Annotated in this window: 28 protein-coding genes, 1 tRNA gene and 1 pseudogene; 13 read left to right on the top strand and 17 right to left on the bottom strand. The window is 30.9% G+C overall.

Features of this window, described 5'->3' with window-relative positions:
- The first annotated feature begins 59 nt into the window (after positions 1–59).
- A pseudogene (locus tag B3R94_RS08335) lies at positions 60–968 on the top strand (outer membrane beta-barrel family protein).
- 64 nt (positions 969–1032) lie between these two features.
- On the opposite strand, the gene B3R94_RS08330 reads toward B3R94_RS08335, so the two are convergent.
- The gene (locus B3R94_RS08330; protein WP_291063355.1) at positions 1033–1914 is read right to left on the bottom strand and encodes a NifU family protein; all 882 of its coding nucleotides are present in this window, start codon (positions 1912–1914) and stop codon (positions 1033–1035) included.
- 59 nt (positions 1915–1973) lie between these two features.
- On the opposite strand from B3R94_RS08330, the gene B3R94_RS08325 reads away from it, so the two are divergent.
- The gene (locus B3R94_RS08325; RefSeq protein ID WP_291089333.1) at positions 1974–2486 is read left to right on the top strand and encodes a gamma carbonic anhydrase family protein; all 513 of its coding nucleotides are present in this window, start codon (positions 1974–1976) and stop codon (positions 2484–2486) included.
- A 42-nt stretch (positions 2487–2528) separates the two neighbouring features.
- On the opposite strand, the gene B3R94_RS08320 is transcribed toward B3R94_RS08325, so the two are convergent.
- On the bottom strand, positions 2529–2984 hold the full coding sequence (locus tag B3R94_RS08320; protein WP_291100054.1) for a hypothetical protein: 456 nt from the start codon (positions 2982–2984) through the stop codon (positions 2529–2531).
- Positions 2985–3354: 370 nt separating this feature from the next.
- Between B3R94_RS08320 and B3R94_RS08315 the strand changes: the two genes are divergently transcribed.
- Positions 3355–3891, top strand: a complete 537-nt coding sequence (locus B3R94_RS08315) for a GNAT family N-acetyltransferase (protein WP_313566657.1) — start codon at positions 3355–3357, stop codon at positions 3889–3891.
- A 123-nt stretch (positions 3892–4014) separates the two neighbouring features.
- Positions 4015–4662: a 2OG-Fe(II) oxygenase gene (locus tag B3R94_RS08310; RefSeq protein WP_291100051.1), complete on the top strand. Its 648-nt coding sequence runs from the start codon at positions 4015–4017 to the stop codon at positions 4660–4662.
- A 141-nt stretch (positions 4663–4803) separates the two neighbouring features.
- Here the strand turns inward: B3R94_RS08310 and trxB are convergent, their stop codons facing one another.
- On the bottom strand, positions 4804–5748 hold the full coding sequence (gene trxB, locus B3R94_RS08305; RefSeq protein WP_125350129.1) for a thioredoxin-disulfide reductase: 945 nt from the start codon (positions 5746–5748) through the stop codon (positions 4804–4806).
- A 71-nt stretch (positions 5749–5819) separates the two neighbouring features.
- The gene (holA, locus tag B3R94_RS08300; RefSeq protein WP_291100045.1) at positions 5820–6830 is read right to left on the bottom strand and encodes a DNA polymerase III subunit delta; all 1011 of its coding nucleotides are present in this window, start codon (positions 6828–6830) and stop codon (positions 5820–5822) included.
- 3 nt (positions 6831–6833) lie between these two features.
- On the opposite strand from holA, the gene B3R94_RS08295 reads away from it, so the two are divergent.
- The 3 genes from B3R94_RS08295 to B3R94_RS08285 all read left to right on the top strand — a co-directional run bounded on the left by B3R94_RS08295 (position 6834) and on the right by B3R94_RS08285 (position 8484).
- The gene (locus B3R94_RS08295; RefSeq protein WP_038333621.1) at positions 6834–7286 is read left to right on the top strand and encodes a type I restriction enzyme HsdR N-terminal domain-containing protein; all 453 of its coding nucleotides are present in this window, start codon (positions 6834–6836) and stop codon (positions 7284–7286) included.
- Between the two features lie 458 nt (positions 7287–7744).
- On the top strand, positions 7745–8005 hold the full coding sequence (locus B3R94_RS08290; RefSeq protein WP_280051757.1) for a DUF3761 domain-containing protein: 261 nt from the start codon (positions 7745–7747) through the stop codon (positions 8003–8005).
- A 17-nt stretch (positions 8006–8022) separates the two neighbouring features.
- Positions 8023–8484: a hypothetical protein gene (locus B3R94_RS08285; RefSeq protein WP_291100042.1), complete on the top strand. Its 462-nt coding sequence runs from the start codon at positions 8023–8025 to the stop codon at positions 8482–8484.
- 24 nt (positions 8485–8508) lie between these two features.
- On the opposite strand, the gene B3R94_RS08280 is transcribed toward B3R94_RS08285, so the two are convergent.
- From B3R94_RS08280 to B3R94_RS08270, 3 genes are all read right to left on the bottom strand, one after another.
- Positions 8509–9144, bottom strand: a complete 636-nt coding sequence (locus tag B3R94_RS08280; RefSeq protein WP_280037400.1) for a carbonic anhydrase — start codon at positions 9142–9144, stop codon at positions 8509–8511.
- A 50-nt stretch (positions 9145–9194) separates the two neighbouring features.
- The gene (locus B3R94_RS08275) at positions 9195–10739 is read right to left on the bottom strand and encodes a SulP family inorganic anion transporter (RefSeq protein ID WP_038333625.1); all 1545 of its coding nucleotides are present in this window, start codon (positions 10737–10739) and stop codon (positions 9195–9197) included.
- A 103-nt stretch (positions 10740–10842) separates the two neighbouring features.
- The gene (locus tag B3R94_RS08270) at positions 10843–11202 is read right to left on the bottom strand and encodes a hypothetical protein (RefSeq protein WP_291100038.1); all 360 of its coding nucleotides are present in this window, start codon (positions 11200–11202) and stop codon (positions 10843–10845) included.
- A gap of 189 nt (positions 11203–11391) precedes the next feature.
- On the opposite strand from B3R94_RS08270, the gene B3R94_RS08265 reads away from it, so the two are divergent.
- The 6 genes from B3R94_RS08265 to B3R94_RS08240 all read left to right on the top strand — a co-directional run bounded on the left by B3R94_RS08265 (position 11392) and on the right by B3R94_RS08240 (position 19344).
- Positions 11392–12231 (top strand): hypothetical protein, encoded by an 840-nt coding sequence (locus tag B3R94_RS08265; RefSeq protein WP_236688191.1) that lies wholly within the window; start codon positions 11392–11394, stop codon positions 12229–12231.
- Between the two features lie 184 nt (positions 12232–12415).
- Positions 12416–14302: a S9 family peptidase gene (locus B3R94_RS08260; protein ID WP_038333627.1), complete on the top strand. Its 1887-nt coding sequence runs from the start codon at positions 12416–12418 to the stop codon at positions 14300–14302.
- 178 nt (positions 14303–14480) lie between these two features.
- On the top strand, positions 14481–15182 hold the full coding sequence (locus tag B3R94_RS08255) for a hypothetical protein (protein ID WP_038333628.1): 702 nt from the start codon (positions 14481–14483) through the stop codon (positions 15180–15182).
- Between the two features lie 47 nt (positions 15183–15229).
- Entirely contained in the window at positions 15230–17410 is a 2181-nt protein-coding gene (locus B3R94_RS08250; protein ID WP_125350205.1) for an ATP-binding protein, read from the top strand.
- Between the two features lie 3 nt (positions 17411–17413).
- Complete coding sequence (locus B3R94_RS08245; RefSeq protein WP_280049762.1) at positions 17414–17968, top strand: biliverdin-producing heme oxygenase; 555 nt, start codon at positions 17414–17416, stop codon at positions 17966–17968.
- Between the two features lie 107 nt (positions 17969–18075).
- Positions 18076–19344 carry an ectonucleotide pyrophosphatase/phosphodiesterase gene (locus B3R94_RS08240; RefSeq protein ID WP_291100033.1) on the top strand — a complete coding sequence of 423 codons (1269 nt, stop codon included), beginning with the start codon at positions 18076–18078 and terminating at the stop codon, positions 19342–19344.
- Positions 19345–19396: 52 nt separating this feature from the next.
- On the opposite strand, the gene B3R94_RS08235 is transcribed toward B3R94_RS08240, so the two are convergent.
- From B3R94_RS08235 to B3R94_RS08190, 10 genes are all read right to left on the bottom strand, one after another.
- Positions 19397–19789: a GIY-YIG nuclease family protein gene (locus tag B3R94_RS08235; RefSeq protein ID WP_286475512.1), complete on the bottom strand. Its 393-nt coding sequence runs from the start codon at positions 19787–19789 to the stop codon at positions 19397–19399.
- 82 nt (positions 19790–19871) lie between these two features.
- Positions 19872–20825, bottom strand: a complete 954-nt coding sequence (locus B3R94_RS08230) for an EamA family transporter (protein WP_286475509.1) — start codon at positions 20823–20825, stop codon at positions 19872–19874.
- 71 nt (positions 20826–20896) lie between these two features.
- Complete coding sequence (locus B3R94_RS08225; RefSeq protein WP_038333632.1) at positions 20897–21511, bottom strand: deoxynucleoside kinase; 615 nt, start codon at positions 21509–21511, stop codon at positions 20897–20899.
- 190 nt (positions 21512–21701) lie between these two features.
- Positions 21702–22493: a hypothetical protein gene (locus B3R94_RS08220; protein WP_291100028.1), complete on the bottom strand. Its 792-nt coding sequence runs from the start codon at positions 22491–22493 to the stop codon at positions 21702–21704.
- Positions 22494–23261: a sulfite exporter TauE/SafE family protein gene (locus tag B3R94_RS08215; protein WP_291100025.1), complete on the bottom strand. Its 768-nt coding sequence runs from the start codon at positions 23259–23261 to the stop codon at positions 22494–22496. It abuts the gene before it with no gap.
- A gap of 83 nt (positions 23262–23344) precedes the next feature.
- Entirely contained in the window at positions 23345–24661 is a 1317-nt protein-coding gene (locus B3R94_RS08210) for a YCF48-related protein (RefSeq protein WP_291100022.1), read from the bottom strand.
- A 71-nt stretch (positions 24662–24732) separates the two neighbouring features.
- Positions 24733–24804 (bottom strand) — tRNA-Arg (locus tag B3R94_RS08205).
- A gap of 28 nt (positions 24805–24832) precedes the next feature.
- On the bottom strand, positions 24833–25858 hold the full coding sequence (locus tag B3R94_RS08200; RefSeq protein WP_291100019.1) for a hypothetical protein: 1026 nt from the start codon (positions 25856–25858) through the stop codon (positions 24833–24835).
- The gene (gene pnuC, locus B3R94_RS08195; protein WP_291091689.1) at positions 25842–26429 is read right to left on the bottom strand and encodes a nicotinamide riboside transporter PnuC; all 588 of its coding nucleotides are present in this window, start codon (positions 26427–26429) and stop codon (positions 25842–25844) included. The genes B3R94_RS08200 and pnuC overlap by 17 nt, the downstream gene beginning before the upstream one ends.
- 182 nt (positions 26430–26611) lie before the next feature.
- Entirely contained in the window at positions 26612–26965 is a 354-nt protein-coding gene (locus B3R94_RS08190) for an MmcQ/YjbR family DNA-binding protein (protein WP_291100016.1), read from the bottom strand.
- Positions 26966–26976 lie beyond the last annotated feature (11 nt).

The following is a 26976-nucleotide window of genomic DNA, read 5'->3' as shown; positions in this document are numbered from 1 at the left end:
TATGAAAAACATAAAAAAAAAGCTGCCTCACTTTTGAGACAGCTTCTTTTTTTCGTTTTATATCGATTGATAATTCTCTAAAAATTGTACAATTTTTTCTGCTAATTGATTTTTATGATAAGCACTTTTCAAAGTTTTATATTCAATATCAGCCAACAGAAGATTATTCGTTCAATTTTAATTTTGGTCGAAGAATTCAACGACCAGCTTTTTGGGAATTAAATCCAGATAAATGGTACAGTAATCCTATTTCTTACACAGAAGGAAATCCTTTTATGCAACCAGCTTTTGTGTATAATTTCGAGTTAAGTTATGGATTCAAAGATTATTTACAAGCAAAATTTTATTATCAAAATATACAAGATGGTTTTGGTCAAAATGTCTTTCATCAAGAATAAGAATTGGATGGAGAATTGATGCAAACACAAATATTTAAGCGATTAAATTATTATAAAATGTCTAATTACTGAATTAGTTTATCATCAACTCTAAAACCTTATAAATGGTGGGAATCTAATCTTGAATTTAATTTTGTATTTAATAAATCAATCAATGAAATTGATGTGTTAGATAAAGAATATACAGGAAATGGAGCTAATTTTTCGGTTTATAATAACCTGAATTTGAATACTAAAAAAACGTTCACGGCCCAAGCTAATTATACGTTTACACCAAAAGGAAAAAACAGAGAATTTAATTATAGTTCAAGTTCTTCGTTAGATATAGGTTTTAAATATTTGGCGATGGATAAGAAATTAACGTTGTCGTTGATGGCTTATGATATTTTCAAAACAGATCTTTCAACATTGTCGACAAATGTGCAAAATATTTCGCAATCGTTTAGACAATATTATGATTCGCAATCGATACGTTTTTCGGTTTCTTATAAATTTGGTAATTCAAAAATCAATGTGAGTAAACGTCAAACTTCTAATGCAGAAGAAGCAAATAGGAGTGGAGGAAAATAGAAAAAAAATAAAAAATCTCAGAGCATTTTGCTCTGAGATTTTTTAAATAAAAATATTTTTAATCTTATCCATTTACAGCTTCAACGTTGTCTACAACATCAGGCATCATTTGTTTTAAAATACCTTCGATACCATTTTTAAGCGTTGCTGTAGAAGACGGACAACCAGAACAAGCACCTTGTAATAACATTTTTGCTGTTCTCGTTTCTTCATCAAATTCAATTAATTCTATGTTTCCACCATCATTTGCAACTGCTGGTTGAACATATTCGTCTAAAATAGCTTTGATTTGTTGCTCAACAGAAGAAAACTCTTCAGCAGGTTTTACCACAACATGTTCAGGAGCTTCTGTTGTGAATTCATAAAATTCATCAAAAACAGGACCTCCAGCTTGTAAATAATTCGTAATAAACGAACGAACATCCATCGCCCAAAGTGACCAATCTTCTGTTTCGTTTTTCGTTAAAGAAACATAATTATCAACAATAAAAACTTCTTCAACAAAAGGATATTCTTTGTAAATCGCAACAGCTAATGGAACTCCAGCAGCTTTTTCTTTCGATTTTATTTCGATGATTTCTGGCGCTAACATAGAATTTGAAACGAATTTCATCGCAGCAGGATTAGGCGTCATTTCTGCATAAATAGAAATAGGAGCCTTTTTCATTGGTGCTAAAATTGCGTTTTCTTCTAAATGTTCATTGATAATTTCTTTCAAATCTTCTGTAACATCAGCCCAATCAACAGCATCTATTTTTTCTATCGCAACAAAATTCGCTGTGATAAATATTTTTTGAATAAATGGTATAGTCAATAAAACTTGCGCTAAAGGAGATTCGGTAGCTGTAGATTCTTTATCGAATTCCACGCCACCTTGTGTTAAAGTCTCGTCACAAACGAACTTCATCACATTATTATTAGGTGTAATTTCTTCGTATACTCTCATAGTTCTACAAAAATACGCTATAAAAATGTATCTTTATCATTAGAATTATAGATTTTGTTATGGCAATAGTTAAAGAATTAAATGGACACACACCAAAGTTCGGTGAAAACTGCTTTTTAGCGGATAATGCTGTGGTTGTAGGAGAGGTAGAAATGGGAGATAATTGCTCAATTTGGTTTTCAGCAGTTGTGCGTGGAGATGTACATTATATCAAAATGGGAAACAAAGTAAATATTCAGGATAACGCAACGATACATGCAACGTATCAAAAATCGCCAACAACAATTGGAAATAATGTTTCGATAGGGCATAATGCAATTGTACATGGTTGTACAATACACAATAATGTATTGGTTGGAATGGGCGCAATTGTGATGGATGACTGCATTATTGAATCTAATTCTTTGATTGCCGCTGGTGCGATTTTAACCAAAGGAACGCATGTAAAAGAAGGAGAATTATGGGCTGGAATTCCAGCGAAAAAAATTAAAGATGTTCCAAAAGAATTGAAAGAAGGTGAAATAGAAAGAATCGCCAATAATTATTTGATGTATAGTAGTTGGTATAAATAAAATAAAAGCTCAGTTTATAACTGAGCTTTTATTTTATCTGAATTACATCAAACCAAACTGTTTGAAATGATGTGTAAAATGTTTTTTATGAAATGTTTTCCAATCTTCGTATCCAATATCATTTAAAACAGGATTGACAATTTTAGCATCAGGATTTTCTGTGAAATATGAATTGAATTTATCAATTTCTTGTTCTAATTTTTCTATTGCAGCTTCTAAAGAATGGTAACGTAAATCTAGTAAACCTTCCATTCCATTTGCTTTTATCCCCTTTTGCATTTCATGATCAGATTCTAATAAAAAGGATTTGTATTGGGGTATTTGCTCTGCAGGAATTCGACAAGGTACTGTTAAACCTCCATTTGAAATTTTAGTGGTTACAATCAAATGTTCAACCATGTGTTGAGGTGTCATAATTCCCCATTCTGGCTGTTGATCTACTTTTAAACTTTTTAGTTTAGAAATAAGACTGGCTTTATCTTCAAAATTTAAAAACATATTTTTTCTGTGAAGTTAGTTAGTCGTATAATAATAATCAATAAAATTCAAGATTTATTTTGTTAATTGTTCAAGCCTTTTTATATAAGCGTCTACAAAATTCTGAATGAAACTTGTTGTGGTTATAGAGTTCTAATTGTCCAATCTTAATAACTTTAAGGGTATATCCTTCGGTTGTCATTTTAATTAAGTTCTTTGAAATCTTTCTAGAATTTGCTTCTTTTCATAGACTTCCCATAAAAGTCCAATTGTTTTTTGAGTTTAGTTATCTGATTTCATTTTAAGAAAGTTTATGTAAAAATTTTCAATGAATTAATTATCATTTTTAATGAATATCGTATAAGAAAAATGTAAATTAGTATTGTATTAAATGAAACAAATGATAAATATTCAGCCCAATTTAGAAAATGATTTGGTAGAACTTCAACCACTCAATGAAAATGATTTTGAAGCGCTTTATTTAGCTGCTTCGGACCCGAAAGTTTGGGAACAGCATCCGAATAAAAATCGTTGGAAAAGAGATGTTTTTATGAATTTTTTCGAAGGAGCAATTCAAAGTAAAGGCGCTTTCAAGATTATTGATAAACAGACAAATCAAGTTGTTGGTAGTTCTCGTTTTTACGATTATAATGAGCAAGATTCGTCTATTTTGGTTGGATATACGTTTTATTCGACGAATTGTTGGGGAAAAGGCTTTAATCCGTCCGTTAAGAAATTGATGTTTGATTATATTTTTCAGTTTGTTGACAAAATTTATTTGCATGTTGGTGCTGATAATGTACGTTCGCAGATTGCTGTAGAGCGCTTGGGTTGCAAAAAAGTGAAAGAAGAGCAAATTGAATATTTTGGAGAAGAGTCAAAATTAAATTTTATTTATCAGTTGAATAAAGTTGACTGGTTTAAGTAATTGATAATTAAAACTATTTTTTGAGGACAGATTTTTTCTGTTCTTTTTTTTGAAAAAAACTCAAAAATATGATTATGTTTTTCGTAATAAAATATATTTTTACTGAAGTTTTCATAATAATGAATGAGTAATATTACATTAAACCCAATTTATGAAAAGATTATTGATGACTTATCAAATCAAAAATACTCTATTTCAGACTTTTTTTTCTCAACAGAGGAAACAAAGCAACTTCGCGAAGCAATAATTCGAAAAGAAAATATAACAGATTTTCATCAAGCAGCCGTCGGAAGTTCGGTTAACGAACAAATTGTTAAATCAATCAGAGGCGATAAAATCAGATGGATTGATGAAGAAAATAAAACAGAAACGGAAGAAATTTTTTTCTCAAAAATCAATGATTTTATTGACTATCTCAATTTAACATGCTACATGGGCATTGAGGAAAGTGAATTTCATTACGCTATTTATCCAGAAGGGACATTTTACCAAAAACATGTTGATGCTTTTAAGAATGATGATAGACGCACACTTTCTATTGTTTTGTATTTGAATGATGAAGAATGGAAAGATGAATTTGGCGGACAATTGACCTTGTATTTGGCAGATGAAAATAAGGTTGAAAAAGAATTAGATATTTTACCTCTTGCTGGTCGTTTGGCTGTTTTTGATAGTAAAACTATTCCGCACGAAGTAAAAACTGTTAATCGACCAAGATATAGTATCACAGGTTGGTTGAAAACCAGAGGAAATATTTTGACATATTTGTAATAAAATCTGTAGTTGCTTCGAGATTTCAATTTCTATTTACATTAGATAAATATTGGCATCAATTTGAACGATTTAGACAATAAGAATCAAAAAAACTCAACCAATTGGTTGAGTTTTTTTGATATGTTATTAAAAATATAATTATGCTTCAAAGAATTCTGCAACATAACGCTCAGCATCCAAAGCAGCAGCACAACCAGAACCAGCAGCAGTAATTGCTTGTCTGTAAACAGAATCTTGTACATCTCCAGCAGCAAAAACACCTGGTACATTTGTTTTATACGAACGATCTTGTGTGATTAAGTATCCTGTTTCGTCCATATCCAATTTCCCTTGGAATAATTCTGTATTTGGTTTATGCCCAATCGCGATAAAAACTCCATCAATGATTAATTCTTTTTCTTCATTTGTAATATTGTTGATGATTTTAGCTTTTTCAACAACATTGTTTCCTTCTAAACCAATTAATTCGTGGTTGTATAAAACCTCTAAATTATGTGTATTTGTAACACGATCTTGCATAGCTTTAGATGCGCGCATTTCTTCTTTACGAACCAATAAATAAACTTTGTTACAAAGTTTTGATAAGTAAGTAGCTTCCTCAGCAGCGGTATCACCACCACCAACTACAGCAACATCTTTACCGCGGTAAAAGAAACCATCGCAAGTTGCACAAGCCGAAACACCGCTACCAGCGTATTTAGTTTCATCGTCTAATCCTAAATATTTCGCTGTTGCACCTGTCGAAATAATGATAGAACGCGCTTGGTAAGTTCCATTGTTTGATTTTACAGTATGTACATCACCTTCTTTTTCTCCAAAAGTTACTTCCGTTACATATTCGTATTTTATTTCAGTTCCAAAGCGCTCAGCTTGTTTTTGTAAATCAGCCATCAATTCTGGTCCTGTAACTGCTTCTGGATAACCTGGGAAATTCTCAACATCCGTTGTTGTTGTTAATTGTCCACCTGGCTCCATACCAGTTAAAATCAAAGGATTCATGTTTGCGCGTGCAGCATAAATTCCCGCTGTATAACCCGCAGGTCCAGATCCTATTATGATAACATCTCTTACGTTATTTTCCATTGTGTTGTTTTATTTTTTTACAAATTTAGTATTTCTTATTTAGTTTTCTCGATTCTATAAATAGATGAAAATTATAGATTCATAATTTTATACACTAATTCAATCAGCAATTGGCTTGGCGTCACATTTCCAGTAGTTCCAACACCTTTTCCTTTCAAATCATATTCGCGAATAAATGAGATAATTCTCGTAGCTTTTTTTAGCGGATAATTACTCGCAGCGGTCATCATTCCTTGTACAAAATACGGATTAATTCCTAATACTTTTGCCAAATTTTGCTTCGATTTATCTGGCGTAACATGTATTTGAATGATGTTTGTAAACAGATTAAAAATTGTTGTGATTGAAACGACGTATGGGTTATCCTTCGGATTTTTTTCGAAATATTTAATGATTTTGAATGCTTTTTCGATGTTCTTCGTTTCGATTGCATTGCGAAGTTCAAAAACATTATAATCTTTACTAATCCCAATATGTTCCTCAATATGATTTGGTGTGATAGTTTTATCTGCACCAACAATTGTAAAGAGTTTTTCTAATTCATTGTTCAAACGAGATAAATCAGCTCCCACATATTCTGTCAACAAAAACTTTGCTTTCTGTTCAATTTTAAATTGATTATTTGCAACTTTTTGTTCTATCCAAGAAGGTAACTCGCTTTCATAAATCTTTTTGAATTCGTGGTAATACCCTTTTTCATTCAGAACTTTATAGATTTTCTTGCGTTTATCAAGTGAATTTCCTTTGTAATTGATGATTAAAACCGTCGAATCTTGTACTTGATTTGCATACATTTCCAACTGATCTATCGAACGGCTAAGATGTTGCGCTTCTTTTACAATCACTACAGATTTTTCTGCACCCATCGGGTATTGACGCGCCATTCCTATTAATTGCCCTATTTCTACATCTTGTCCATAAACTATTGTTTGATTAAAACCTTTTTCTTCTTCTGGTAAAATATTCGCTTCCAACAAATCAGTTACCTGATCGATGAAAAACGGCTCGTCGCCCGCCAAGAAGTAAATCGGTTTATAGTTTTTGTTTTTTATATCTTTGATCAAAGATTCTACAGGACTCATACAATGACTGAATTAGTACAATTAAATTTTTCCGAAAAATACCAAATAAGATTGAAACAAGCCCAAGATAAATTGTATATCTTTTGTTTGATTCGAAAAAAATGGTTGGTCTATACGCCCGAAGAATGGGTTAGGCAACACGTTCTGAATTATTTAATCAACGATTTGGGTTATTCAACTTCGGCGATTGCATTGGAAGTTGCAATTGATATTACAGGAATGCGAAAACGTGCAGATATTGTCGTTTATCAGCAAGAAAAACCATTTATTATGGTTGAATGTAAAGCGCCACATATTGCAATTTCGCAAGCAACTTTTGATCAAATTGCGCGTTACAATATTGTGTTAGGTTCTCAATTGTTGATGGTAACAAATGGTTTGAATCATTTTTATTGTATGATGGATTTTGTCCAAAAACGATATAACTTCTTGAAAGAGTTGCCGAAGAAGGGGTAATTTGAAAATGAGTTAATGTGTTGATGTGAAAATTTGTCAATTCGAGCGATTTTAATGGATCTTGAGTACGTTTCAAACGTAGCTGACTGTGTCCCGAAGTAAGCTAGCTTTGTATTTTAGTAAGCTGATGAGGTTTTATACCTAGTTGATTACGTCCAGAACTTAGCTGACCATGTCAGGAACGTCAAATTTGGGGTTAGATAACCTCGTTTTCTTGGTTCACAACCAAGCCAGCTTGGTAAAAGACACTGTCAGCTTAGTTAATTTGGAGGCTAACGGGGTTTAGAAAGTCGTCAGCTTGGTTGTGGACGTTGTTGAGTAGGTTGTATATTTTAATTTGTTAGATAAATAAATTACTTACTTAAAAAGTTTATTGAATTTGTTTATATTTGAAAAATATGAAAGGTTGTTTTAATTTTTTAATTACTTGTATAATTTTATTGGCCTTTTGCGGCTTGATGTCAGGAATTACATCAATCTTTTTTAAATCAGATGTTAAGAAAGATAAAATAATCAAAAATGATTATTATGATTTACAAAAAAATAATTATAATAATGTAAGTGTTTGTGATACAGTAATTAATTATAAAAATTATAACCAAAATTATAATTATACACCTTCAAGATCTGGAGCGATTTGTAACGATGGTTCTTTTTCACAAGCAACAGGAAGTGGTGCATGTTCACATCATGGAGGGGTGAGTTATTGGGTGAATTAAATTTTAAAAAACTATATATGTCTATACTTGCTTATCAAATAATAATATTCTTCATTATTCAGCTATCATCATTTTTTGGAAAAAAAATAAGAAATATTGTTATTTTTTTGTCAATCATATATACAATTATTGAGGTGTTTACAACTTGGTTAACTTTATTACAATTTGTTACAATTTTTGTGTCGTATCAAGTCTCAAAAATATGGTTTAATGATAAAGTACATATTAAAAAAGAAGAAGATTTAGTAAGATTTGATGATTATGATGAAAAAGGAAGAAGATTTTATAGAGAAGTTGACTTGAATGACAGTAATATAGATGATGAATTAAGAGAGAAAGCTGTAAAAAGCAAAAGAATTGAAGAATTAGCTAGAGAAGGTTTAAAAAATAATCCGAAGCTAAATAAAATGATGAAAAATCATATGGATAATATGATTAATAGAAATAAGCCACTCTGCGAGTGGCTTTTACATTACTAAAAAATATCTAAAGAATTAATTGTTTTATAACCAAGTTACAACGCCTGAATCTACACAGTAGTTTGCACCTATTATCTTGATTTTCCCTTCTTTTTCTAAGGTGTTCAAGGTTGTACTTTGGTTACGAATATCTTCTATGGTTTGTATAACGTTTTGGTGATTTAATCTTTCTAATAAATCTGCATTTTTAGAAGAGCGTTCTTCACCTTCTTGAATGATTTCGTCGATAATTGGATTGAAATGATCAACCAAATGACACAAATTATTCATTCCAGTTTTGTGAATTGCTTCAGCGTCTAATCCGCCTTTCAAAGCGCCACATTTAGAGTGTCCTAAGACAACAATCAATTTAGAGCCAGCCACATTTGTTCCAAATTCCATCGAACCTAAAATATCTTGATTAACGAAATTACCAGCAATTCGTACACTGAAAATATCTCCTAAACCTTGATCGAAAATTAGTTCCGCAGAAGTACGGCTATCAATACAGCTCAAAACAACCGCAAACGGCCATTGTCCCTCTCTTGTATCATTCACTTGCGAAAGTAAATCTCTGTTTGCTTTTAAGTTTTGAACAAATCTTGCATTTCCTTCTTTTAAAAATTCTAACGCTTTCTCTGGAGTTGTTGTCGCTTGAGTTTCTGATGTATGTGCTTTCATTATATTTAATTTTATTGTGTGTGTTTTAATTTTTATATGTTTTTTACAGATTAATGAGCCCCGGCAACCAACACGTAACCAAAAAACTCTCTGAATGATGGGGGATTATCGACTGTTCCACGTTCGGAAATTAGTCGAATATTAATGTTATTATTTTTTGCTTTGACTTTAAATTCATCTAAATATTCAATAATATCATAATCTAAAATTCGTGTTTTACGAACATCTAATTCAAGATTAGAACCAGGTTTCAAACCATCTAATTCTTTTACAATTGCACCGCGGTTTACAAACGTTACCTCCTCAGCAAAATTCATATGGAAAACATTTCCTTCTTTCACCAACATTACGTGCGAGTTGTTGTACGATTTGATTAACGAAACCACTACACCAACAATAAGACCAATGATGATACCTTTTAATAAATCTGTTGCCAAAATTGCAATAACTGTTACTGCGAACGGAATTAACTGATCTTTTCCTAATTTTTTCATATCTAAGAATTGTTTGGGATTACCTAATTTGTATCCAATAACCAATAGGATAGAGGCTAAAACCGCATTTGGAATTAAATTTAAAAACATTGGAATAGAGATTACACTCACTAATAATAAAACACCGTGCGTAATTGTAGAAAGTTTTGTAAGTCCGCCACTCATTGCATTTGCAGATGAACGTACAATAACTTGCGTAACAGGTAAACCTCCAATTAAACCAGCTAAAGAGTTTCCGACACCTTGTGCAATCAATTCTCGATTTGTAGGTGTTTGACGCTTTAAAGGATCTAATTTATCAGTTGCTTCTACAGATAATAAAGTCTCTAATGATGCTACAATTGCGATTGTAAATGCCACTTGCCAAACCATAGGATTTGTTAATCCAGAGGCGAAATCGGGCATAGTAAATTGTCCTAAGAAATCTGAAACACTTTCAGGAACAGGAACTTTTACTAATAAATTGTGATCGATAGAAAATACTTCGTGGTTGGTATCACCAATTGTAACTTGGTACAAAATACCCACTAATACAGCTACTAATGATCCTGGTAATAATTTGAAAAAGTTTGATTTTTTTCCTAAAATATTATCCCAAACAATCAAGATAAATAAAGAGATTGCTGTAATAATAATGGCTCCTGGCGTGATAAAATCTAAACTAAAATTACTAAAACTAAATGTTTCTGTATAGCCTAACGCTAATGGAATTTGTTTCAAGAAAATTGAAATACCAATCGCACATAACATTCCTTTAATCACCGAAGATGGAAAGTAATAACCAATAACTCCGGCTTTTAGAATACCTAGTAATATTTGAAAAATTCCGGCGATAACAACCGCGACTAAAAATAGTTCGTAAGCACCCAAATCTGTAATAGCAGTTAATACAATAACGACCAAACCAGCCGCAGGACCAGAAACACCAATTTGAGATTTAGAAATAAGACCAACAACAATTCCTCCTACAATTCCCGCAATAATTCCGGCAAATAAAGGCGCACCACTGGCCAACGCAACACCTAAACATAAAGGCAATGCAACGAAAAAGACAACAATACTCGCAGGTATGTCCTTTTTCCAATTTTGAAAAAGATTCATAATAGTTTTAAAATGAATTATTTAATAATTTGAAATGATAAAAATAAATTTGCTATCCATTCAATAGATTTGAATAGGATGATGCAAAAAATCAATTAAAAAATTAAACTAATTCTGGAGGTGGAGTTGTCACACCATTATCTAAAGATGCATATGCATTAGAATGATGAAAATCCGAATGTGTAGTTTGTTTCACATTAAAAAATGTAAACAATTTTATTTCGTGGAAATAATGTATTTTTTCTGTAATTTCGCTCGAAGAATTTTTCTGATTATTTTCTTCTTCAGTTGAAGTTTGAGAAAACAAAGCTTTTTGATCATTGTCAGAAGAATCTTTTTCGTCTTGCTGCTCCAATCTCATCTGATAATCCATATAGCCCGCCAACCCTTGCATGTTCGTACTGAACACCAAAAGAAGCGTGAAAAAAATTCCGATGCTATGTTTTATCAGGTAGTCTTTCATTATGTCACAAAAATATATTTTAATTTTTAATTACAAAATAGAGAACATCATTTTTAATAAATATTTATCATTTTATTTTATGACGCTTAACAATGTTTATTGATTTTAAATATTGTCTAGATATAAAATTGATATCATAAATCATTTTTACTCAATTTTTTTAAGAATAAATTTGCAAAAAGTTAAATTTTGAGAAAGTATATAAGTGTAATGTTTTTAGTTGCTTTGGTTGCAACTACTTTCGGGCAAGGAAAAAATAATAAAGGTAAATTTTATGTTTATTGGGGTTGGAATCACGCGCAGTATACAAAATCAGATATTCAGTTCAAAGGAGATGGATACGATTTTACGTTAGATAATGTAGCAGCTCATGACCGTCAAACTTCTTTTGGAATCAAGTATTTCAATCCAAGTTCTATGACGATTCCGCAATATAACTTCCGTTTAGGTTACTTTGTTTCGGATAATTGGAATATCTCTTTCGGGATTGACCACATGAAATATGTGATGGATCAAGACCAAGTTGTAAAAATGAATGGTCACATCAATACAGGTTCAGATTACGATGGAACATATAATAATGTCGATCAAAAATTAACAGAAGATTTCTTAACGTTTGAACATACAGATGGTTTGAACTATGCTAATTTAGAGGTTCGTCGTTTTGATAATATTCAACATTTTCCAATTACAAAAAACGGAAAAGGAATCGATGTTAACGTAACAGCTGGTTTGGGAGCAGGGATTTTATATCCACGTTCTAACGTAAAATTGATGGGTAACGAACGTTATGATGAGTTTCACTTAGCAGGTTTTGCTACAGCTGCAATGGTTGGGATCAACTTTACTTTTTGGGATTATTTCTTTGTACAAGCCGAATTAAAAGGTGGATATGCTAATTTGAGTGATATTCGTACAACTGCAAACAAAGCGGATAAAGCAAAACAGGATATTGTATTCTCTCAACAAAATTTAGTTTTTGGAGCAATTATTCCAGTTTTTACTCATAAAAATAAGTTAAACTTTTAATTAAGTGGTTTAATATAAAATATATAGCCTAAATTTAAGAATCGATTAGACGATTTGAAAAAATTATTAGCGGAGACATCATTTAAGTACAATTTGTACTGGATGATGTCTTTTTTTATTTATAAATTTTACCTTTCTCCATAAAGAATTGTTACTTTTACAATTATTTAGATTTGAAATTAACATGAATAGATTTTCTGTATTAGTCGCAAGTATCTTGATATCGACAACAGCAATGGGACAAAAAGTAATGACGCCAGAACTTCTTTGGCAAGTAAAAAAAGTAGCTCCAGTTGGAGTAACAAAAGATCAAAAAAATCTGATTTATAAAGTAACTTCTACTAACGTAAAAACACAAGAAGACACATCGAAAACATATATGATTTCGTTGGCAGGAGGAAAAGCTTCGGAAATCGAAGATTATAAAACGCTTTTGGCTGATGAATCGTTGAATAAATCTCAACAATATAAAGCAGAAACTGATAAAGTTAAATTACAAAAGGTTTTTGGTTCTGATTATTATCCAGAAATGGACAAATCGAATGTGCAGATTTATAACGAATTAAATTACAGACATTGGGATACTTGGAATGATGGTAATTACGATCATTTATTTGTATCAGAAAATAAAGAAGGTTCGACTAAAATTGATGTTTTAAAAGACGAACCATATTCTGTATCAGAATTTGTTTGGACGCCAGATGGAACAAAAGTTTTGTATGTTTCTAAGAAGAAATTCGGAACAGATTACGCATTAAGCACAAATACAGATATTTATCAATACGATTTAGCAACGAAAACGACGAAAAATATCACAGAAGGAAAAATGGGTTATGACAATACACCAAGTTTTTCTTCTCAAGGAGATTTTGCATTTTTGAGCATGGAGCGCGATGGTTACGAGGCAGATAAAAATGACTTAATCGTTCGTCGTGGTGATATCGAAATGAATATTACAAAACATTGGGACGGAACCGTACAAGGTTATAAATGGAGCAATGATGGTAACAAAATTTATTTCAATGCGCCAGTAGGAGGAACAATTCAATTATTTGAGGTTGATGTAAACTTCAAAATGAGAAAAATGCCTTTCATCAAACAAATTACAAAAGGTGATTTTGACATTGCAGACATCAAAGAAATTGTTGGTAATAAAGCAATTGTTACAAAAACAGATATCAATCACGCAGCAGAAATTTATGTAGTTGATTTAAAATCTGGAGCATTAACACAATTAACAAACGAAAACAAAGACATCTTTGATAATATTGCGTTGAGTGATGTAAAAGCACGTAAAATTAAAACAACAGACGGAAAAGAAATGTTCGCATGGGTAATTTATCCGCCAAATTTCGATCCGAATAAAAAATATCCAACTTTATTATATTGTCAAGGTGGACCACAATCAGCTTTAACTCAATTTTATTCTCCTCGTTGGAATTTCCAATTAATGGCAGCACAAGGGTATATTGTAATTGCGCCAAACCGTCGTGGAATGCCAGGTCATGGAGTAGAGTGGAATGAGCAAATCTCTAAAGATTGGGGAGGACAAGTAATGCAAGATTATTTGGCTGCGATTGATGATATCTCGAAAGAATCTTATGTAGATAAAGATCGTCTTGGTGCTGTTGGTGCATCTTACGGAGGATATTCTGTTTATTATTTAGCAGGTATTCACGAAGGTCGTTTCAAGTCTTTTATTGCACATAATGGTGTTTTCGATTTGAAATCGATGTACGGAACTACAGAAGAAATTTTCTTTACAAACTGGGATGCTGGTGGTGCTTGGTGGGAAACAAATAACAAAGCTGCGCAAAAAACGTACTCTAAATTTGATCCAAGTAGTACAGAATTAGTAAATAAATGGAATACGCCAATGTTAATTTATGTTGGAGGTCATGATTATCGCGTGCCAATGGGACAAGGACAAGAGGCTTATCAAATTTTACAATTGAAAGGAATCAAATCTCGTTTTATTTATTTCCCTGAAGAAAATCACTGGGTGTTAAAACCACAAAATTCTGTGATTTGGCATACAGAATTTTTCAAGTGGTTAAAAGAAACATTGTAATTCATTTGATTTATAAATCATAACTATAATTTAAAAGTGCAATTTCTATAGAAATTGCACTTTTTTTATTTCTTTGAAAATCAATGACAATATCTAATAAACGAACCAATTATTTTTTTAAATTTTGTAGAGTAGAATAATCGTTGTAAATTCAAAAACATAAGTCAAAACCCAATTTATGAGTAAGGATAATAACAAAATATATTTTTCGAATAGCCCATTTACAAACGGACACAAAGTAATAGATTTTGTTTGGAGTGCTCGCCTTGATGAAAATTTTGACCTTTGGATGGATCTTCATTTAGAGTCAGATAATTATGACGAAGAAGAAGAATATAAAGATGATTTGGATGAAATAGATGACATTTCTGAAGAGAATGCCGAAAAGCAACTTTGGATTAATTATGATCACGCAATCATCTCGAGTACATATTGGAACAACAAAGGGATAAAGATAGACAATGATGCGCAATTAGATTTTAATCAACTCAATAAAAAAACATTCGAAATTGATCCTCTTCCAGTAAATCTTGACGAGTCAGAAAATCTTGCTTTTGGTATTTCAATGTTAGGTAATGACACGGTTGCTCAGCACGAAATTACGTTTTTAGATACAGAAGAATTTGGTGTTTTTGACATCAAATGGAAAGGAAAAATAGCCAATACTTATTTAGGAGAAACCGATTTTGATTATGATTTTTATGTCTATATGAAGAACATAAAATTTAACGGAATTAAAGTTCATCCATCGTTAGAAAAAGAAAAAGTTACAGCATTTTTTGAGAAAAGTTTAACTCATTTTAATGATTTCGAATTAGTAGATACCGATGAATTAGAGTTAGAAAACTATATTCTGAAAATTAAAAGACAAGAAGATTAAAAAATAAATTTACCTTAGATTCATAATTACACTCCTAAACCATTTATATGATCAACCAAATCATCAAAAATTGTGAAGACGAAGAAATTCAGTTTCTCAACGAAATTCAACCTTTTGGATATTTGATAGGAATTCATAAAAATTCGCATCAAATTGAATTTTTTTCTCAAAATATTGATGAATTATTTAAAATTTCTACTGAAAAGATATTAAGCCAACATATTAATCAACTTCATGATTTTGAGCTTGATTTTGATGAGGTTTTGAATTTAGAACAAGGTGAATTTTACCGAACTAATACAAAAGTTAATTCAAAAACCTACCATTTAACAGTTTATCATTTTGATGAATTGATTTATTTGGAGTTAGAAGAATTAATTATTTTAGAAAACAGATTAGCTTATTATAATTTTTCTGAACAAATCCTGTACTCTAAGTCTATAAGCTCAACTTGGGATAGGTTGATTTCATCTATCAAGAGTTTGATTCATTACGAGAGAGTAATGTTGTATAAATTTTTGGAAGATGGTAGTGGCGTTGTTATAGCGGAAGAAAGTGATAAGGGATTAGATTCTTATATGGGGTTGCGTTTTCCAGAATTTGATATTCCTAAACAAGCACGTCAACTGTATTTAAAGAAAAAAAGCCGTTTGGTTGCAGATGTTGATAGTAAAAGAATCATTTTAATTAGTAATGAGAATTATCAAAAAATAAACTTGATGTACTCTTCTGTTAGAGCACTTTCTCCGATACATCTACAGTATTTACGCAATGCTAATTGTGAAGCAAGTTTCTCTATTTCTATTGTAATTAACGAAAAATTGTGGGGAATTGTAGCATGTCAGAATTCCAAGCCAAAATTTATTCCAAATCAAGTTCGTTTGCAAACTGAATTATTGACGCGTCAAGCAAGGTTGACTTATGTGAATTTTAAATCAACTGAACGATTAAAGTTCCAAAATCATTTTAACGAAACAGCGATTAAACTGAAAGAAAATCTTTTAACGGAAGAAAATCTTCAGCAATCAATGAACAATAATCTAAAAGAGGTTCTTAACCTTACAAAGGCAGATGGGATTGCGTTGGTTAATTTTGACGATGTTTTTGTAGAAGGCGAAACGCCAGATAAAGAAGAAATTTTGAGAATAAAAGAATGGGCATTTAAAAGAAACTCAGCACGTTTATTTACCTCGAATACTTTTTATCTAGATTATGGACAAGAGATTAGGCTTAGTCCAAGTTCGGCTGGTGTAATGTTTTGTTTTCTAAATCAAACTTACGAACATTTTATTATTTGGTTCAAAAAAGAACAAGTTCAAACCTTAGATTGGGCTGGAGAACCAAGTAAAATTAAAAATGTAGATGTTATAAATGGCGATGAAATACATAGTTTTTCTCCTCGAACTTCTTTCAAAATTTGGCAAGAGAATATTAAGAATAAATCGTTTATTTGGTTAGATAAGGAGAAATATGTTGCCAAAGAAGTAATAAAGTTAATTATAGAAACACTTCATTTACAATCATTCAAAATTCATAGTTTATATGAGCAATTAAAGGAAATAAATGACGAATTAGACTCGTTTACCTATACAGTTTCTCACGATTTACGTACACCTTTATCGGTGATGAAATTGAATTGTCAGATGCTTCAAAGAAGTTTGATAGATGATGAAATTAAAAATGATCGATTAAAAAGTGTTATTGAAGAAATTGATCGAATGACACAAATGATGCAGGATCTTTTGGCGTTGAGTAAAGCTAAAAAATCAGAAATTGTATTGTCTACAATCGAAACAAAACCAATCATAGAAAAGATTATACACGATGTTTTATTGTATTATAAAACTAATGATACACAAGTTGTTGTAGAAGAAATACATAATGTTTTGGGGGATAAAACGATGTTTTATGAGGTTTTTCTGAATATTATTGGTAATGCAATAAAATATTCTTCCCAAGCACAACATCCAATCATAAAAATATGGTCCGAATTGAATGAAGAGGAGGTTATTTTTAAAGTAAAAGATAACGGAATCGGAATAAAACAGGAAGATTACAACAAGATGTTTAAGCTATTTAGCAGAATGTCTAACACAGGAAATATCTCTGGAAATGGTGTAGGGCTTTCTATTGCGCACAGAATGATGGATAGAATGAATGGTGGTATATCTTTTGAAAGTAAAGTGGGAGAAGAAACAACTTTTATATTAACATTTAAAAAAATCTAACAAATGCTATCTGATTATTTAAAAGAAAAAACAGCGGTTTATCACAAAGAAATTGAAGATAAATTAGAATCGAATAAATTGTTTAACAGCACATTTACAGATAAAAATTATTATAAAATGTTGCAGGTTAATCATATTTTTCTAAAATCGTATGAAGATTCTATTAAAGAATTTTTGAATGAAAAAGACTTAGAAAATTTAGCCTTAACAAAACTCAATAAATTGTCTTTGATTCAACAAGATATTAACGAGTTGGGCTTAGAAGAATTGAATATACCAAAACAATTCGAATTACAAAATAGAGCCGAAGCAATTGGAGCTTTGTATGTGATAGAAGGTTCCATGCTTGGCGGAAATGTTATTGCAAAAACACTGAAAAAGTATCCATTTTTAGAGAATAAAAGTTTCAATTATTTTGGACATTATGGTGAAAACCTTGGTCAAATCTGGAAAACTTTTATTGGTTATATCAATCAAGAATTTACAACAGAAGAAGAGCAACAACAAGTTTTTGAAGGAGCTAAAAAAGCCTACGAAGATTTGATAAGTTTTGCTTAACATATTATGAAACTGGTTTATTTATAAATCAGTTTTTTTATTGTTTTTCATGAAGATTTGACATTTTTTTAATTCATTCTAAGTATAAAACTTTCTAAATTAGAGGCATGAAAAAATCAATACTTAGTATATTTTCTGCAATTGTTTTAACGTTCTCTGTTACAGCAAATGCGCAAGAAATCGAAGAACAAATCGTAATCGAAAATCGTGTGAATGATGCTAAACAACAAGATAAACCTTATGTTATCTTGATTTCAGCAGATGGTTTTCGTTATGATTATGCTCAAAAACATGAAGCTAAAAATCTATTAGCTTTGGCTAAAAATGGAGTGAAAGCAGATGCTATGTATCCGTCTTTTCCTTCGGTTACGTTTCCAAATCATTACACAATTGTAACTGGTTTGACGCCTATTCATCACGGTTTGGTGGGGAATAATATGTTAGATAGAGAAGTTGGTGATCGTTATTCATTGGGAAATAGAAATGCGGTTATCAATCCGAAATGGTACGGAGGAACGCCAATTTGGAATCTTGCAGAGCAGAACAAAATGTTAGCTGCTTGTTACTATTGGCCAGGTTCGGAAGCGCCTATTAATGGTATGTTTCCAACGTATTCGTACAAGTATTCGGAGAAATCACCAATTGATTACCGTATTCAGCAAGTGGTTAATTGGTTAGAATTACCAGCTGAAAAACGTCCACATTTGATTACGTTTTATTTTCCGGAAGTAGATCACGCAGGACATTCTTTTGGACCTGATGCGCCTGAAACAAAGGAAGCTGTACAGTTTGTAGATCAATCAATCAAGAAATTGAATGATGAGGTTGCAAAAACAGGTTTGAAAGTGAATTTTGTGTTTGTTTCTGATCACGGAATGACAAGAATTGATGACGAAAATCCATTGAAATTGCCAATTAAAATTGATGAATCAAAAGTACAAGTTGCTTCGAATGGTTCTTATGTAAGTCTTTTTGTAAAAGATAAAAATGATATCGAATCAATTTACAAAGAAATAAAAGCGGTTCAGAATAATACGTTCGAAGTGTATAAAACAACAAATGTTCCATCTAAATATCATTTTGATAAAAAGAATGATCGATATAATCGCATTGGAGATATTATTTTGATTGCACATTCGCCAAACTATTTTTCAAACAAGAATGCGCCGAAAGGTTCGCATGGTTTTTATGTAAAAGAAACGCTAGAAATGAAAGCGACTTTTATGGCTTGGGGACCAAATATTAAGTCTGGTAAAGAGATTAAAGTTTTTCCAAATACAGAAATCTATCCAATGCTTGCGAAGATATTAGGTTTACCAATTCAAGAAAAAATTGATGGAACAAATCAATTAGCGAATAAAATTTTGGTGAAATAATTTAGATTTACGCAAAATATAAAGCCAACTTATTACGAGTTGGCTTTTTTTGTTATGATTTATAATTCCATAAGTTTTGAGATTGATATTTCTCGATAAGAAGTTCTTCTATTAAATTTCTTAAAGAGTTAGGAGTTGTTTCTATATATTTGAAGTAAACATCATCTTCTAATTTTATTCGTTCAAATTTAGATTGAGTTCCTTTTCCAATACCAAAAAAATGAGCTTTAAGTCTTGATTTAAAATATTTTCCGTTACTTTTCCCTATATATTTTAAAATATATTCATTATTCTTTTTTATGTAAATAAAATAGATAATTCCATTTGTACGATTAATTTTTAGAGAATTTATATCTATTTTATTATAAAATATAGATTTTTTTAAATCTTCTAATGAATCTTTTAATAATTGATCTATGATATTTTGAGAAAGAGTTACTCCCATTTTTATGTAAATTAGTTATTGTATTTTACAAATTAAGGATATTTAATAAAAAAATCCCCAACAAATGTTGAGGATTTTGAATTTATTTTTTCTTGAAATTCAGATTTGATATAATAATCGCAAAAATAATAACAGCTATTCCTGTCCATTGTATCGCGAGAACTTGCTCGTGTAAAAGGACAAAAGCCATAGTTACGGAAACGGGTAATTCTAACGAAGAAACAATACTTCCCAAACCTAATCCTGTGTGCGGAAAACCTTTGTTTAAAAGAATAGGAGGTAACACAGTTCCGAAAATTGCCAACGGTAATCCCCAAGTGTAAAAAATGCTAAAATTGAATGCATGAATTCCATTTACATCACTCGAAAAATTGTTGTAAAAGCTCATTAAACCATCAAAGTAATAAGGTCCGATTTGGCTAAAAAACAAAAATAAAGACACAATAATAGAACCACCAAAAAGCATCCACAAACTTTTTTTGTAAGCTGGCAAGTAATTGGCTAAACTATTAGATGTAAACATAGTAGCTGTAAAAGAACAAGCTGCTAAAAATCCCCAAAACAATCCTTTAGGATTTAATTCGACTTCTTGATTGATTAAATTTGTCGCCAAAACAGTTCCAAATAATACCAAAACCATTGCAATTAATTTTTTGGCAGAAGGAAATTGTTTACCCAAAATACTCTCAACCAAAATACTAATCCAAACCGTTTGCATCAACAATACAATTGCGATTGATACATTGATATATTGTACCGCTAGATAGTAAAATAAACTTGTGAAACCTAACGAAGTTCCAGCAAGAACCAACCTTTTTTTATCTTTTTGTTCAATCTTTGGTAAATCTTTTTTACTCATCATAAATAAGTTGATGATTCCCAAAATCAAAATTCCTAAAACAAACTGCGAGGTCGTTACCTCGGCAGTCGTATAGCCTTGATCGTATGCAATTTTTACAAATGTTGCTAACATTCCGTAGAAACTAGCGCCCATTGCAACGAACAAAACTCCCTTCAAAATACTTTTATTTTCCATAATTTTTTACGCAAAAAAACGGCCTGATTAAATTTAAAATCAAGCCGTGCAAGTTACTTTATTTTTTCTAACTAAAAAAGTCCGTTAATTTCTCCTTCTATTTTATTGAAAATGAATCCTAAATCTTCTTTATTTTCAACAAAATCTAAATTATCCACGTCGATTACCAACACTTTTCCTTCTTTATAATTCGATATCCACTTGTCGTATTTCTCGTTTAGACGATTCAAATAATCAATACTAATCGAGTTTTCGTAATCGCGACCACGTTTCTGAATTTGCGAAACCAATGTAGGAATAGAAGCTTTAAGATAAATCAATAAATCTGGTGCTTCTACAAAACTTGTCATCAAATTAAAAACACGCAAATAGTTGTTGTAATCTCTTGTAGACAATAATCCCATATCGTTTAAGTTACTCGCAAAAATATGCGCATCTTCGTAAATTGTACGATCCTGAATAATGTCTTTTCCGCTTTCTCTAATCTCTTTTACTTGATTAAAACGGCTTCCTAAGAAATAAATCTGAAGATTGAACGCCCATTTTTCCATGTCGTTGTAAAAATCATCCAAATACGGATTCATTTCTACATCTTCAAACTGAGCTGTCCAGTTGTATTGTTTTGCTAAAAGGTTTGTTAGAGTAGTTTTACCTGCTCCAATATTTCCGGCTATGGCGATATGCATTTTCCAATTATTTTAACGTTTGCAAATATACTAAAGCTTAATTTTCAAAACAAAATCTAAGCAAGCGACTCATAGAAAAATCTTTTTTTAGAAAAAAATTATTCCGATTGATTTATGATTTTTTATTCAATTATAAATTAAAAATAAATAAAAATTAGTAATTAATTTTAATTGATTAAATAGTTTGTTCTTAATTATTTGTATTTAAAATTGTATAAGAATAAATTTTATTTTCGACTAAAGTATAAAGATTTTTTTCGTTAAGCGCAAAACTTTTTACATTTTCTAAATCAATAAAAGTTGTCAAATTTTGATTGATAATATTTTTTGATATTAGTTTATTGTCATTTATATAGAAAATAACATCTTTATAAAAATAATAAGGTTGCTGATTGGTGTCAAATTCAAAATTAGATTTGAAATTTCCATAATCATCGTAAACATAAATTGTTTTTTGACCTTTTAAATACACTAAATTTTTGTATACATGTATTTTATCGATTGATTGATCATTATGCTTCAAATAGATTTGTTTTGACGTCAGAATTGGTTTTTGCAATTGATAATTATAGTAAACAATTTTATTCCCGATTAAATCATAAAACCAACAAAATTGTGTGTCAACAACTTTTAATGCAGCTGGCATGAAATCGTTTGATTTAATATTTACAATATCCTGAATAGGGTTCAAATCTTCATCTAAAATAGTGAGTTGATTAAAATTTGAATACACATAAGCTCGAAGCGGATTATTGACATCAACCGAAGTAATGATATTTTTAAGATTACTAATTTTGTTCTTTTTCGACTGAAATATTTTTTCAATTTTTGTGTCCGAAATCAAATAAATCGAATTATTTAGATCAGTATCAATTGATCTGATTGTCTTATTTTCAATCAAAACAGAATCTTTTAACTCAAACTTTTGAGCAAAAACAGTGATAAATATCGAAACAAAAATGATTGAAAGAATGGTTTTCATTTATTTGAAAATTACTTCATAACCAAATCTACAAATTGAGAGTAGGATTACCAAAATAAATATGTATCGAATAAATTTATTCCCTTTGTTGATGGCTAATTTTGCTCCAATAAAACCTCCTAAAGCGTTGCAAACAGCCATTGGTAAAGCTATTTTCCAAATAATTTGCCCTTTGATTAAAAATAAACAAATCGAACCAAAATTAGTCGCTAAATTAATCAGTTTTGCATTGGTATTAGCTTTCAAAAAATCCATGCCAAGAAGTGTTACGAATCCCAAAATAAAGAAAGTTCCAGTTGCAGGGCCAATAAAACCATCGTAAAAACCAACTGCAATACTCACAATACAACCATTGATAATCGCAATGTGGTAAGGAATTTTACGCTCGGTTGCTTGTCCAAAATCTTTCTTGAAAATAGTGTAAATGGCTAAAACAATCAAAATGATTAACAAAACAGGCTTCATAAAATCATTATTGATAACCGTTAACAATTGTGATCCTAAAAAAGCAGAAACAAATGCGCATATAGCCATAATCGTGAAAAGTTTCCAATCTATTTTTACCTTTTTTAGATATTGTGAAGTTGCTAAAGCTGTTCCACTAAATGCTGGAATTTTTAGCGTTCCGATTACTGTTGAAACAGGTAAATTAGGTAAAAAAGCAAGTGATAATGGCGTTTGTATTAATCCACCACCACCAACAATAGAGTCGATGAAGCCAGCGCAAAAAGCTGCCATGCATAAATAGAATAGAATCTCGATTTCCAAAACTGAAAAAATTTTGGCAAATGTAGAAATAGAAAAGGACAAAACCTTGGTTTTGTCCTTTCTAATTTTTTATAAGATGTATATTATTTTACAATAAACTTCACTGTTCCATAAGCACCATCAGCATAAGCTACGCGAGCATAGTATACACCAGCTTTTAATGCAGAAATATTAACATCTTTAGATTGTACTTCTGAAAGTTTTCTTCCTGTTAAGTCTCCAACCAATACGCTTTTTATTTCTTTGTTTGAAATAACATTAAGTGTACCACCGTTTACAACAGCTTTTAATTCAACTTTTGTTGCTGTTTGTTCTGTCGTCGCTAATGTACAGCCTGGAATATCATTTAATTTCAAAACTCCACCTGTTCCTTTTGTATCTGAAGTGTAATGACCAACCCAAACAGATTTACAATCGTAAGCTCCGATAAATAATCTTTGTTGACCATCATCAATCTTAGTCCAAGTTTTACCATTATCTTTAGAGTAAGCAGATCCTACACCTAATTCTGAAGCTGAGCTAAATCCTGTTGAAAGGAAGATTCCATTAGATCCAGGGATATATGAAATATCTCCATCATAATAACTATTTGATGACATAACATCCCAGTTAGCTCCACTATCTTCAGTGAACCATAATACAGCTGTATTATCTACTAATAATCCATATTTAGATGAAGAAAAGGACATGCTAGCACTTGAGTCTTCACCTGAAAAATCATCGACTGGAGAGAAGTAAGATTTCCATGTAGCTCCTCTATCATTTGTATGTAAAATTCTACCAGTATTTGAAGTTAACCATAAATCTTCTCCTAAAAATACTCTACCAGCTACGTATCCATATTCAGTACTAACTAAAGTTGAAGGAGCTGTGCCTAATGTACTCCAAGTATTACCTCCATCTGTCGTTTTGTACATTTCGTATTTACCGTTAATAGGATCTCCAATAACCAAACCATTATTTGCATCAAAGAAATGAATGATATTTCCGAAAGAACTAGTTCCAAATACTCCTGAAACTTTAGCCCATGATGTTCCGCTATTTGTTGTTTTCCATAAACCATTTGCAGCTCCAGAACCTGAAGCAGGTGCTGTTACAATAAATGCTGTTGTACCATTTACAGCTCCAACATCTGATATTAAAGCATTTGAAGGTAAATTAGATACTAAATTAGCTTTCCAAGTTGATCCTCCATTAGTAGTTACCCCTACATATTTAGGATATGTTTGAGTACCAGCCCCATCAAAATAAGTAATCCATGCTGTATTAGGATCTACAATAGAGTATTCTCTTGCTCCAAAGGATTGTAATGGAATACCACTATTTTGTGTTGTATAAGTTTGACCAAAAGATACAGCTACTGCTGCTATCGATAAAAGAGATAGTAATTTTTTTCTCATAATAACGTGTTAATTAATAATTAGTGATATGCTAAACTATGAAAAAAAAATTGCAAAAAAAAATAAAATAGTGACCACGAAGGGATTCGAACCCTTACTGTCAGAACCGGAATCTGATATTCTATCCATTAAATTACGCAGCCAAAAGTTTTGCAAATATAGATAAATAGACTATTTGAGCTGAATATTTTGTCTAAAATTTCGGTGTTGAGTTGCGGTAAAATAATCTCTGAAAATTTGATTGATTTCTTCATTGATTTTTGAACCTTTAATTCCAAGTTGTGGATAAATTTCAATGATAAATTGAGTGATTTTTTCAACAGTTTTTATTCCAAATGAATGAATTTTAGTTTCGATTTCTTCTGAAATAGGAGAGTTATTTGCTAATAAGTTTTCTATTGTTTTAGCAAACTCAATAGTTTTCGAAGTTGATTTAGTAACGAAATGTTCGAAATCTGTTTGTTTTTGGTAATGAATAATTTCTAAACTTTTTTCGATAAAATGTTCTGCCATTCCAAGATAATTTACCAATAAAGTTAAATCAGCAAAAATTCGGAAAGGTATTTTTTCAACCAAATCATCACTATAAAATTCATTATAAATAAAACTATAATCTTGATGAACGATTTCATTTTCTACTTCAAAACTATGAGAAGATGTTGCAACCATTCCCATTGATTTCCAGGTAGAAATTAATTTAACTTGAGATTGATTTAAAATAAATGACAAAAACTTTGGTTCACCATTTTCATCCAAAATCTCTTTTCCATCTTCGATTATTTTCGCATTTAATGTAAAATGAGTGAGATAAGGAGCGCCAGTTGCATAATGCCACAAACCGTTTATGATATATTTATCTCCAACTTTTTCAGCAGTTCCACCAAGCATTCCGCTTCCTCCAAAACACGTTTTTTGTGAAGAGAATAAATTAGAAGCAACATCAGGTTTTAGATTTCGAGAAAAATAATTTGCACCACTACAAAGCGTTATAAACCAACCTAAACTTCCGTCAATTTTAGCAACAGATTGTAAAACTTTTAATCCTTCGGAAAAATGTAAACCAAGTCCATTGTATTGTTTAGGAACCCAAATATTCAACCAATTTTGAGTGTAAATATGATCGAGAACTACTTGATTAAACGATTCTTTATTTAATAATTGTTGTCGAAGTTTGGGAATATCAAGCATTTTTTTCATTCAAAATTTTTCTCCAATTAAAATATCCAGAAATCGCTACGCAGAATAAAATCAACGATAAAATAGCGTATAAATACAAATCTTTGTGAATCATTAATGGAATTGAAATAATGTTGCTAATATTCAACAAAATCCAATTTTCGAGTTTACGTTTTGCCATTAACCACATACCTGCCCAAGCAAATGCGCTTACGATTGAATCCCAAATTGGTACATCAGAATCGGTAAAATGTGTAAGTGCTAAATAAAAAATGGTAAAACTACTCAAAACAATTCCTGTTACAATTCCCCATTCTTTTTTGTTGGCTGTTGAAATTTCAATTTCGTGTTTTTGTTGTCCAAATTTCCAATACAACCAGCCATAAATGCTCATTACTAAATAATAAATATTAAGTGTGAATTCGGCATATAGCTTAGAATTGAACATGACGAAAAGCGATAATGTAATTCCTGCAATTCCAAATAAATAATTTTTTGGATTGTTGAATCTCGCCAATACGACTTGAAAAATAGAAAAAGTGACACCCAGCCATTCGAGCCAAGTTGTTTGTAAAATAATTTCCTTCATCATAATTTGTTTTGATGAGGAGATAGAAGTTATTGCTAACATCAATTCCTCCGCCAGCATTATCTGGATCAGGTATAGAACAAAATTGTTCTTGGGTATATTCTCAGCTTTTTAGCACCCCATTGAATGACAAAGATGATAATATCTATATAAATAACCTAAAAATATTAAGAATTAAGTTTAAATTATTCTTTAAGTAACTCAGGACGTTTAGATTTTGGTAAAGTTAAGATGACTAAATTGTAAGAATCTTTTATCCATTCTTTGATTTGAGAATCTTTTACATCTTGATGAATTTTAACGGTATTCCAATGCTTTTTGTTCATGTGATAACCAGGAATTACAGCTTCGAAAGTTGCGCGTAATTCGATTGCGTTATCTGGATCACATTTGATATTTACAGAATCAAAATCGTCAATATCGCAAAGGCAAAACATTTTTCCAGTGATATAAAAAACCAAAGTAGTTTGATCAAAAGGAAATTTTTCTTCGACTAATGGAAGTCCTAAACAAAACTCTCTTAACTCTTCGATATGCATAAATATTTTTA

Source organism: Empedobacter sp. UBA7611, assembly GCF_002484365.1.
Classification (GTDB): domain Bacteria; phylum Bacteroidota; class Bacteroidia; order Flavobacteriales; family Weeksellaceae; genus Empedobacter; species Empedobacter falsenii_B.
Note: the sequence above shows the minus strand (reverse complement) of the source record. Positions and strands in the feature narration are given on the sequence as shown.